The organism is Oleiphilus sp. HI0079 (assembly GCF_001635105.1).
On record NZ_LWFT01001383.1, the window covers coordinates 16541 to 28120 of the forward strand.

9 protein-coding genes and 1 pseudogene are annotated in these 11580 nt (G+C 47.3%); 8 read left to right on the forward strand and 2 right to left on the reverse strand.

Annotation, left to right across the window (positions count from 1 at the left end; all coding sequences use genetic code 11):
* The first annotated feature begins 14 nt into the window (after positions 1 to 14).
* Positions 15 to 1607: a general secretion pathway protein GspF gene (locus A3750_RS23890; RefSeq protein WP_068457207.1), complete on the forward strand. Its 1593-nt coding sequence runs from the start codon at positions 15 to 17 to the stop codon at positions 1605 to 1607.
* Positions 1608 to 1618: 11 nt separating this feature from the next.
* On the opposite strand, the gene A3750_RS23895 is transcribed toward A3750_RS23890, so the two are convergent.
* Complete coding sequence (locus tag A3750_RS23895) at positions 1619 to 2668, reverse strand: FAD:protein FMN transferase (RefSeq protein ID WP_231871946.1); 1050 nt, start codon at positions 2666 to 2668, stop codon at positions 1619 to 1621.
* Between the two features lie 960 nt (positions 2669 to 3628).
* Here A3750_RS23895 and A3750_RS23900 point away from each other — a divergent pair.
* Positions 3629 to 4060 carry a hypothetical protein gene (locus A3750_RS23900; protein ID WP_068457209.1) on the forward strand — a complete coding sequence of 144 codons (432 nt, stop codon included), beginning with the start codon at positions 3629 to 3631 and terminating at the stop codon, positions 4058 to 4060.
* Positions 4061 to 4404: 344 nt separating this feature from the next.
* Positions 4405 to 5658, forward strand: coding sequence for an HD-GYP domain-containing protein (locus A3750_RS23905; protein WP_068457212.1), 1254 nt, complete (start codon positions 4405 to 4407; stop codon positions 5656 to 5658).
* Positions 5659 to 5745: 87 nt separating this feature from the next.
* Here A3750_RS23905 and A3750_RS23910 read toward each other — a convergent pair whose 3' ends face one another.
* Positions 5746 to 6750, reverse strand: coding sequence for a succinylglutamate desuccinylase/aspartoacylase family protein (locus A3750_RS23910; RefSeq protein WP_068457213.1), 1005 nt, complete (start codon positions 6748 to 6750; stop codon positions 5746 to 5748).
* A gap of 332 nt (positions 6751 to 7082) precedes the next feature.
* Between A3750_RS23910 and A3750_RS23915 the strand changes: the two are divergent.
* From A3750_RS23915 to A3750_RS23930, 5 genes and pseudogenes are all read left to right on the forward strand, one after another.
* Positions 7083 to 8006: pseudogene (locus A3750_RS23915) on the forward strand (RimK family alpha-L-glutamate ligase); the annotation flags it as partial.
* Complete coding sequence (locus tag A3750_RS27070; protein WP_369819980.1) at positions 7983 to 8306, forward strand: cation:proton antiporter regulatory subunit; 324 nt, start codon at positions 7983 to 7985, stop codon at positions 8304 to 8306. The pseudogene A3750_RS23915 and the gene A3750_RS27070, both read left to right, overlap by 24 nt.
* Positions 8307 to 8424: 118 nt before the next feature.
* Positions 8425 to 8997 (forward strand): hypothetical protein, encoded by a 573-nt coding sequence (locus A3750_RS23920; RefSeq protein WP_156492473.1) that lies wholly within the window; start codon positions 8425 to 8427, stop codon positions 8995 to 8997.
* A gap of 92 nt (positions 8998 to 9089) precedes the next feature.
* Complete coding sequence (locus A3750_RS23925) at positions 9090 to 9845, forward strand: glutathione S-transferase N-terminal domain-containing protein (RefSeq protein ID WP_068457224.1); 756 nt, start codon at positions 9090 to 9092, stop codon at positions 9843 to 9845.
* A 106-nt stretch (positions 9846 to 9951) separates the two neighbouring features.
* The coding region (locus A3750_RS23930; protein ID WP_304440225.1) for a CarD family transcriptional regulator at positions 9952 to 11580 on the forward strand (1629 nt) is incomplete at its 3' end.

The following is an 11580-nucleotide window of genomic DNA, read 5'->3' on the forward strand; positions in this document are numbered from 1 at the left end:
ATTAGGAGAAAAACATGTTAATTAAGACTGCACGAAAAAAAGCGCAAGACCTAGACAGCCCTTTGTTTCATAGCGATCACAGCAGGCCTCGCACACGCAGAGAGTTTATATCTCAGGGTTTTATGGCCGGAGGCGCTGCCGTGGTTGGCACATCCGCATTGAGCTTGTTTGCTAACCCTAACAAGGCATATGGTGCGTTGTCGTCAGACTTAGAAGCACTCAAAGCGTCATGTGGCATTGCAACGCAGGGGGCCGGAAAGATCCCCTTTATTTGTTTTGATCTAGCAGGGGGCGCCAATATTGCTGGATCAAACGTATTGGTCGGACGACAAGGAGGCCAGCAAGATTTCCTATCGACCGCAGGATATAGCAAGCTCGGTTTGCCTGCCGATATGATTCCTGGCGCGCCAAATATGAATACGGCGTCGGGCACTCACGTTAACGAAGATTTGGGAATTGCTTTCCATTCTGACAGCGCTTTTTTAAGGGGTATCCAAGAGAAAGCGTCGGCAGGCACCCAAGCGAATATCAATGGTGCGGTGATTCCGGCCCGCTCTGAGAATGACACCGGGAATAATCCACACAACCCAATGTATGGAATCTACAAAGCAGGCGCTGATGGCTCACTGCTGAGCCTGATCGGCTCCCGAAACTCTGATTCGGGCGGTAATTCAATGTCGCCAATGGATCTTATGGATAGCTCAGTTCGACCAACCAAAGTTGACCGACCAAGCGATGTCAGCGGGTTGGTTGATGTGGGTGACCTTGTAGGTCTATTGGATCAAAGCGATGCTGTTGCGGTAATGGAGTCGATACAACGCATTAGTGATCAGAAGATGAATCAGGTTAACGCTTACAGCGACATTACGGCGAATGACGTAGTGAAGGATTTGGTGCGTTGCGGATATGTAAAAAGCGCTGATATTGCGGATCGTTTTGGCAACCCTAGCACCCTAGATCCGGCTGCAGATACTGATATTGTCGGCCCAGGGGGAATCTTCTCAACAGCTGAATTTAACAGTGATAGTGAATTCCGTAAAACAGCATCGGTAATGAAGCTTGTCGTGAATGGTTTTGCGGGAGCCGGAACGGTCACCATGGGTGGTTTCGACTATCACACCGGTGAGCGAGGTACGGGTGAGCGACGTGATTTACGCGCTGGGCGTTGTATGGGGGCTTGTCTTGAGTATGCGGCGCGCATTGGTGTACCGCTGATGATTTACGTTTGCTCTGATGGGTCTGTGGCAAGTAATGGACGCATCGATAATAGCGTTGATGGCGCAGGCAAAGGCGAGTGGACGGGAGACAACCAATCTACAGCTGCGTCGTTTTACTTGGTATACAATCCAGGCTCTCGCCCGGTAGCAATCCGAAATCAAATTGGTTATATGCGTTCAGATGCTTCAGTTGAAACAGCCGCAACACCTGCAGCGAACAATGTTAACTTGCTTGTTCAGACAGTGCTGTTGAACTATATGGCGTTGCATGGCGAACAAGGGAGCTTTGGAACCACGTTTGCAGGGCACGGGCTTGGGAACAGCACTCTGCAAGACAGCCTTATTGGATTTAGCCAGTTAAGTTCCATATCCGGCGGGGTCATTGTATAGGTTGGTGTGCGTTACTTTGAAGGTGAGGTCAAATCGCTTGAGTAATGCATTCTCCGATGCTCATCCAAAATAATAACATCGATACCAGGCATGCTATTAATCAATGCAAGGCCTTTGTCTAAGCCAAGAATAAACACAGCCGTCGAAAGCGCGTCTGTTTGCGTTGCGTGTTCACCGAGAATAGTCACGCTTTGAATGCCCTTTGCAGGCTTGCCGGTTTTTGGCGAAAGAATATGATGTACTCGCGTCCCCTCTTCGTTTACGAAAAAACGCTCGTAATCACCAGACGTTGAAATCGCAACGTTTTCTAACGGTAATACCACTGCATTGTCGCTTTTTACACGTGGGTCGCGTATTCCCACCACCCAAGGCTTGCCCCGTTTGTCTCCAAGCAGTCGCATATCACCGCCAGCGCTGACTCTGGCGTTTTTAACGCCAGCCTGCTTCAATATTTCAACAGCGCGATCGACCGAATAACCTTTCGCAATACCTCCCAAGTCCAACCGCATCGTCTTGCTTTGTAAAGACACGGTTTTTGATAGTTCATCGAGTGTAATCTTTCGATAGTCCACACTGTCGATTGATGCGCTTAACATCGCTTCGGTCGGTTGTACGTTTCTGCGGAAGTCATAAAGGTAGCCAACCGATGCGAAGCTGATATCAAATGCTCCATCAGTCAACTGGCTTACCTTTTGTGCTTCGAATAACACAGCAAACAGGCCATCAGAAACACGGACCGGCGCAATTGCGGCATTCGTGTTCACGAAAGACAGCTCAGAGTCTTCGTTATATCGGTTCATGGTTCGATCGATCTCATCAAAGCTAGCAAACACTCGATCGGCAATCGGCTTCGCCTTAGATGGATCCTCGAACCAAAACACGAGCTCGATACGGGTCGTCATGGCTGTGTGCGAAAACTCAGACCAACCCGCATCTTCTGACGCTTGGCTTAGCGTCGAACTAGTCAGCACGAAGAAGGCAATGAGATAAGCTGAAAACTTTATTTGAAGAAACATAATCTTACTCGATAAGCTCAAACGATACGTCAAGGCCGTGTGCATGAGCGCTTTCGTTGAAGCGTCATTGATATTAAAAGTCGTTGCGTTGAAAAGTCGTGGGTAAGCACTTTTCCAAGAAATAAAACCCATACATTGTCAGCTCTTACTTCCAACTTGTGCGTTCGCTAGCCAAATATCTCGATACTCGCGGTTAGCACACATACAGACCGGAGTGCCTGTTCGAAACTTCTTGATGCTAAGCCCGTAAGCTAAGCCCACAAGCTAAGCCCAGAAGATAAGCTCCAAGAAAAACCCTGAAGATAAGTTGCGCTGTATGGTTGCGATCACATGTTACTGTTCAATCTCACCTCGCCAAAGACACGCACCTATATCCGTCGATTATGTTGAGCCTCTTAACGATTATAAACCGCATTAAAAGCCAGGCAACCGGCAATGACTTATCAAGGCTCTAAGCATACATACGCTCTTTCGTCTTACCGCCGAATGTTGATAGTACGGACATTCGCTGCCTTACTTTCAACTCGAGACGCGGGTTTTCGAACATGAACGACAAAGGATTCTCGCGCACGCTAACTCATATTAGCAACTACCACAGCTCGTAACTCGATTGTGCTAGGTACGATTCTAAGCCTTAGACCGTTAAAGCGCGATAACCGTATCTTGGACAAAAGATAAAGTCCGGGCAAGATCGCCAGTTGCCCGCAGAAAACGAGAGACAAAGAGCAGCACAAAACCTCCCCTGTTTTGGTCGATCCAGATTGATGCCTCAGAATTCAGCGCTCTTACCGATAAGATAATATGTATTGCATTGATGTTCGTTAAGCACGCTTTGTTCGATGCGACTTCTTTGATGCGACTTATTCGAACTGCCCTTGGCTATGCACGTCATCCCAACTCTATTTTGCAAAACAGCCGATACGTTTCTTGCAGCATCTGTTTTATCGCCTATAAGTATACGCACTAATAATATGGCTTAATTCAATAAGCCTTGAGGAGGCATAGATGACATTAAAATTCAAACATACAGCGTTAGCAGTGGCAGTAGCGTGCACCTCTGTTCCTGCGCTCGCCGATATAAATATTAATGGCTTCGCTTCAGTTGGCGGTGGCTTTTATAGTGCATCCGATACTGTTCTAGCCATGAACTCTGCAAAAGAACAGTCGCTTGCAACAGAGCAACAAGCGGTAGAAACCGGTGATGCGCTCAACCAAATTAAGTCAAAGATCGAAGACGTGAACGGCATGAGTCTAACGATTGCATCAGCGACCGAAGAGCAAAGCATTGTGGTAAATAGCGTGAGCGAAATAATCAACAGTATGTATGACTCGGCCGAAACAACGGATTCTGCGTTCAAAAAAGTGGCTGCGGTCGCGGACGACTTATTATCTACTTCGAAGTCTCTGAATGATGCGACATCTCAATTTAAATTGTAATTTAGACCATCACCTCAGATCTATTCTCAGAGTGAAAGCGTGGTCTATGCGCTTGCTTTTTACGCTCAAGCGCATCGCTACCTGCGCTTCGTTACCTACACTTCCGAACACGTATCAAGCCCCATACGATTAATTGGCGATACTCATACACCCGCCGTTAGATTGTATAATCAAACGTAGCGCTCTAGCGTTAACCCAGAGATTCTTGATACCGTGTGTCGTATTCGTTTGTTTAGCGCTTCTTATCAATCGTAGCTATTAAAATATTAACCCGTTAAAAGTAGATACGGTGCTTGGCGGTCTCGCCCCCTAACCAACTAACAATGGACAAGTGATAACGCGAAATGACAAAAGTTTTGGTCGAAATTCCGGTAACTCAGCTCACACCGGGCATGTACATCGCAAAATTGGATTGTCCTTGGGAGGATTCGCCGTTTATCTACCAAGGCTTTTATGTCTACGACCAACAAGACATTCAAGAGATTCAAAGTGTCTGCAAAACGGTCTTTATTCAAGCAAAGAAAGAGTTTGTCACTGAGCTAAAAACGGTTGAGTTGCCGAAAGGCAAAACACGAGTACATAAAGTACAAAAAGAAAAAATCACCTACGTTAATAAGCTACCAGCACATCGAGAGTTAGAGCGGGCTGCAGTTGCTTACAAAGACTCAAAGCACATGATCAACAACATCATGCTTTCTGTAAGGCTCGGTAAGACTTTCGATATGAAAGATGTGACCGAGACGGTTCAAGACGTGGTTGACAGCATTTTAAGAAATCCTGAGGCAATGCGTTGGTTATCGCTCATTAAGAATGCGGATGAGTATACTGCAGAGCATTGTTTGCGTGTTTGTGTATTATCCGTCTCTCTTGGTCGTTTAATAGGGCTTGCGGAATATGAATTAGAAGAGTTGGGCGTTTGTGGTTTTTTACATGACGTCGGCAAGGCAAAAATACCGGACAGCATACTTAACAAACCCGGACGGTTTACCGACGAAGAGTTCGAGATCATGAAATCCCATACAGTGCATGGGAAAAACATTCTCATCAGTCAAAAAGGCGTGCCTGCCTCCGCGATCGATGCCGCGCATGCGCACCATGAACGGCCCGATGGACTAGGATATCCAAGACGTCTTTCAAGTCATCAAATTACACAGTTTTCGAGCATTGTGTCGATAGTCGATGCATACGATGCCATCACATCGAAACGCGTTTACAAAAAGGCCCGCTCTTCGATTGAAGCACTGCGTATTATCTACGATGGTAAGGGGACATGTTTTGATGAGGCGCTTGCTGAGCGCTTCATTGCGATGATTGGCATCTACCCCAACGGCCATATTGCTGAGCTGACCACCGGAGAAGTCGGTATTATAGTGCGCTCGAACAATGTTAACCGTTTAAAGCCCAAAGTACTTGTCGTTCGGGATGCCAAAGGTCAGGCGTGTCGAGAGCGCATCATTGATCTTGCCGCAGATCCTAAAGACGCCGACGGAAGACCTGTCTTAATCAAAGATCTTTACCCTAACGGCGCCTTTAACATCGATCTATCGACATACCTAAAGCGTGGCCTTAGGCTCTCAGAGGAGCCCGACGAAGCTTAGAATAGTTAAGTACTTAAGTACCTTTAGTATTTGCGAGGTATTTGCGTACGCGGCATCACAGCGTTTGATAACGCAAGCCAAACGCCGCTAATTATTGAAAACCATCTCCATCGCCTCGACACTTGCAACGACCTTTTCCGTTTTCTTAAAGTAGGCTACGTGATAAACGGCCTCTCCCTCATGAACGAGCGGTATATTTTGCTTACCGATAATCACCCCAGTCTCTGACGCTAAAATGTTGCCCTCAATAACGCCAAAAGGATCTTTAATGGATGCAAGAATATCGCCTTCGTTTACCTGATCACCTAAGCGCTTATGATGAACGACGAAGCCACTCTCGGGAGCGCGAAGCCAGCTACTCGTTTGAGCTATATAAGGCACACTTTGTTTAGTTTGTGCCTTTTTGTTTGGTAGCATTTGGAGACTTCGCAGTACGTTCATAATTCCGCGTACACCGGCTTTTATCGACACCTCGTCAAATCGAAGGGCTTCTCCTGCTTCGTATAAAAGTATTTTAACGCCATGATCCACCGCCGCCTCTCTCAGAGAGCCGTCTCGCAAGTCGGAGTTCAAGATAACAGGCACGTTAAACGCCTTTGCCATTTGCAGCGTTACTTCATCATTTATGTTGGCGCGAATCTGCGGAAGATTGCTTCTATGAATTGCACCAGTATGAAGATCGATCCCATAGTCGCACTTACTAACGATCTCATTCAAAAATGTATGCGCTACTCGTGCAGCCAGTGAGCCCCTTTTTGAACCGGGAAAAGATCTATTTAGATCTCGTCGATCGGGAAGGTAACGCGTCTGATTGACCACACCGTAAGGGTTCACGAAAGGAACGCAAATCAACGTGCCGCGGATACTCTTGATATTGGTGTGATTAATAATGCGACTGATGATTTCAACGCCGTTTAGCTCATCGCCATGAATCGCCGCACTGATAAAAAGCGTTGGACCGTCCATTCTCCCGCGGCGAACAAATACGGGTATTTTCGCCTCGCTTGAGGTGTACAAACTCACTAAGGGGAGCTCAAGCTTGTAGCTCTTTCCCTTTTCTATTTCTTGACCGCCAATAATAAGGCTATCCATTATAAAACTCCTAATTGCAAAGAACGTGTTTGCTCGTAACTGGCTTTCATTGCTCGCTCTTGCTGGAGTATTTCTGCTATGTTCAGCTGCAGATTCGAGTCAACCTCATGATGTTATATCAGCTTTAAAACTTGGCATAGAAATGCTTTTATTAATAAAGAGATTATTTCGATGTGCGCGTTTTTCAGGGCACCCACTGCCCACTAACTTTATCTATGTTGGTGCGATTTTTAGTTGCAACTGTCCCTATACCGGAGCAATGTTATCAACTCGTTCAACGCCTTCCTTACTTGCGCTTAGACGTACCAAATAATCACCAAAGGTAACCTGCTATGAAGCTTGCTATTCTCTCCTGTGGACCAAAGTCTTACAGTACACAGCGTCTGCGCGAAGCAGCAACACAGAGAGGACATAACGTAAAGGTTCTGAATACCCTGAAGTTTGCGATTGACTTGGATCGTGGTAATCCTGATCTTTATTTTCGTCAAAAACAGCTAAGCACCTACGACGCTGTCCTCCCGAGAATAGGTGCCTCCATTACGTATTTTGGAACAGCGGTAGTCAGACAGTTCCAAGAGATGGATGTATTCTGTGCTAACACGGCACATGGTATTGCGAACTCACGCGATAAGCTTCGAAGTTTGCAGCTGTTGAGCCGGCATCATATCGGCATACCTAAGACCACATTTGTACGCGATAAAAAAGATGTTCTTCCGGCAATAGAACGCGTGGGCGGAGCGCCAGTCATTATCAAGCTTATCGAAGGTACTCAAGGTATCGGTGTACTTTTGGCTGAGACTGTGAATATGGCCGAGTCGATTATTGAGTTACTTCAAAGCCAAAAACAAAATGTTCTCATTCAAAAATTTGTTGCCGAAAGTAAGGGCAAAGACATTCGTGCGATCGTGGTGGGTGATCGTGTTGTTGCCGCGATGCGACGAGTCGCTCAGGGGCAAGAGTTTCGGAGCAATGTTCACCGTGGGGGAATTGCCGAGGCCGTTGAGCTCTCACAAGATTATATCGACACCGCGGTTCGCGCGACGCAGATAATGGGGCTGACAGTGGCCGGCGTCGATATGCTCGAAAGCGCGAGTGGCCCTCAGATCATGGAGGTAAATTCTTCGCCTGGGCTTGAAGGTATCGAAACGTGCACCGGCCTTGATGTCGCCGGCGCGATCATCGACTACATCGCGGCACAAGTTGATTTCCCGGAAATCGACGTGCGTCAACGGTTGACCGTTAGTCGTGGCTACGGCGTTGGTGAAATTTACATTCCCGAAGGCTCAAATTTTGTTGGCAAAACCATACTCGAAACACAGCTTCAAGAACAGGACGTGAACGTTCTCACCCTTTACAGGGGAGCAAAAGTGATCCCTAACCCCAGAAAAGACAGGCTACTAGAGCCGGAAGATAAGCTGCTCTGTTTTGGACGCATGGAGGTTATGCGCGGCATGGTACCCGCTAAGACGCGCAAACGTCGTCGACCTAAAGTCATTGATCTACCTGAGAGCGTGAGTGGTCAACCACCCTATTCCGACAACCCTGAACTCAAATAGTGCACAAGACACTGCTAGCGTGCTTTCACTCGAAAAGCGCGCTGCAGTGTGGCAGCATAAGAACTCTCTTAACAGCATAATAATAACGATGTTACGCAAGTTCTTTCTAAGCGCTCTATTGCCACTTATTGTCCTAGGTCTTTCGGCGTGCGCGACGAAATTTGACCGAACGAATATCCAGCCGGGCCAGCGTGTTGATGGGCCAGCCATTTCTCTAGTAGTTCCCACGAGTAAGTCCTGGTTTGCTGTCGATTATGGCACCGGCAGTCGCATTCGGTTGAGCCAACTAAATTTCGACGACAGCTATGTTATTACAGCTGGCGTTAACCGCGGCCCTAGACAGGGCATGTTTCGAAGTTCTCAAGCCCACTTAGAGGCATTATTGAAAGCGAAACGAAAAGAAATTATCCCTGACGGCGTCATCTTGCATGACCATCAAGAATGGGAAGCCCATGAGTATGGCGATTTGTGTGTCGCCTATTCTTCTCATAGCGAGGATTGGCGCGGCCGCAACAACGCCGGGCCTGCGCTTGTTGATACAGTCGGGTTGATTTGCCCTCACCGTCATATTTCGAACATATTGGTAAGCGTTGAAATCGAACGTCGATATGAGGTGGACGGGCCTCGAGTCGACATCGCCACTTTAGCACAGCAATTATTTGCTTCTGTAGAGCATTACGGTGACGAATAAGTGATTGTTGCTCTGCACACTTTTCATTGCCGTTTGCAAACGTATAATGCCTTCATTGCTTTGTTCTAACTTTCCTTGGATCTACTAGACTTATGCGTCATTTCGTTAATATCCTGAACTCAACACTCGCCTCCTCTGTTCGTGGCTGGCGGGGAACATCCAGTACGCATGCACAGCTTCAGCCTGCAGGCACCTTATATCTGTTTGACCGAGAGGGCGACCCTGAGTGCAGACTGGTCAGGGAAGCGTTGACGGGGTTAAATCTAGACGTAATGATCATGCCGTGCCCTATCGGCGGTCGTAATATTCGCCAGCTTCAAAAAGATGCTGGATCAGATCAACTTCCAGCACTTTTTGATTCCAATTCCGACGATCGATTAGTCGGAGCGGAAGCGATTATCTCTCACCTCTACAAGACCTATAAGCAATGCGAAGTACCTCAGAGTATGCGCGTTTCGGCGAAAAAGCTGAGGACTTCACGCATGAGCTCTTTGCTTCGCTTAAACGCGGGATCAAAGGCGCGTGCATCTTCGCCTGCCGCTCAACCGCTGGTGTTATATAGTTTTGAATCTAGTCCGTTTTCTCGAATTGTTCGCGAGTTGTTATGCGAGCTCGAACTTCCATACTTGTTGATCAACCTTGGTAAGCAGCAGCGCGCCGATATGGGACCAGCCAAGCTACGTTTGAACATAGGACCATACGAGCCAATCAAGAACTCAAAACGAGAGGCATTCCACAAGCAACATGGTAACGTACAGGTGCCCTATCTCGAGGATCCGAACACCGGAGCCGCCCTATTTGAATCGGCCGACATCGTAGACTACTTGAAGCGCGAATACGCTCGATAGCCTGCCTTTATTTGGTACATCGTTACCGTTTTTTGGGCGAAGTGTTACGCACTGTTTAATGCAACACTTCGTTTTAGCCCACTAACCTTAAGTATCTGAAGCTTCCATGACAGCGCTCTCTATCCCGAAAGACATATTTTCTAACAACAGCGGCAAAGCAATGCGTGTTTCTTGCATAAAGGAGGGCCTCCCCTTCTTTCTAAGCCAAGTATTGGAAGCCAACAATACCCACTTTAGCTTAGTGATTGCCAAAGATACGCAGCAGGCAAACGCACTCGTAAAGTCACTTCGGTTTTTTATGGGGGAAAAACAAGGCGAGTCGGTATTCCTGCTTCCTGATTGGGAGACGCTTCCTTATGACAGTTTTTCGCCGCATGAAGATATCGTATCAGAACGTTTAAAGACCTTGTCGGCACTCAAGAATATGAATAGCGGCTGTCTTGTTGTTCCGGTATCAACGCTCGTACAGCGGCTTCCGCCCACAGAATTTATTACGGCGAATACTCTTGCAATCAAAATAGGTGAGCGATTCGATGCAAATAGTTATCGTCGTGCACTGGAACAAGTTGGATACCGCCTAGTCGATACCGTTTTCCAGCATGGTGAATATGCCGTGCGCGGATCGATTTTTGATGTCTTTCCAATGGGCTCATCCGAGCCAATTCGCATCGAGCTGTTTGATGATGAAGTCGACAGCCTACGTAGCTTTGACCCGGAAACGCAAAGGTCAAAACAAAAGCACGAAGAGATCACAATGCTTCCTGGCTTCGAGTTTCCCTGGGATAAGGCATCGAGGTTGGCGTTTCGCAATCGGTGGCTAGACACATTTGACGAACGCAGTTTTAGCTCTCCAATTCTTAGAGATATTAAAGACGGTATCAAACCGCACGGTATTGAGTATTACTCACCCTTGTTTTTTGAGCATATGGCGTCACTTTTTGACTACGTGCCATCGAATACGCAAATCATCCATGACGCTACGTTAAACGACTCCCTTGAGCATGTATGGAAGGAAATCAACGAACGCTACGAAGATCACCGTTACGATATACAAAGGCCGATTCTTGCTCCCCATACGCTGTTTCTAGGGTCAGAAGAATGCTTTTCAAGCGTCAACGAGTATGCCCGCATGGAGTTAGATTACGATGGGCAGCGCTCTACCCATGCGCATCATGCGTCGTTATCCACCTTGCCCGATCTCGCCATTGATGATCGCTTGGATATTCCCGCATTTCGTATTCAAGAGTTTGTTCAAAGCTTCGATGGACAGATTGTGGTTGTATCCGAAAGCGCAGGCCGTCGCGAATCTATTCAAGATTTATTCAAAGATCATAATTTATCGTTTCAACAGGCGACGTCTTGGCCCTTAGCGGATGATCGAGGTACTCTCACCTTAACGGTCGGCGCGCTTGAGCATGGATTTATCGCCACTGAGTCAAAGTTAGCAGTCGTTACAGAAACGGAACTATTTGGCCAGATTGTCCGTCAAAACCGTCGCAGATCTTCTACTAGCGACAATCACGACAACTTCATTAAAAGCCTCACCGAGTTACGCATCGGCGCACCTGTCGTCCACATTGATCATGGCGTAGGTCGTTACCGCGGCCTCGAAACCATCAGTGTCGACGGTATGACCGATGAGTTTTTAACGCTCGAGTACGCTGGCGGATCAAAGCTCTACGTGCCAATAGCCTCCTTGAATCTGATATCCCGTTATAGCGGGACGGACGAAGCA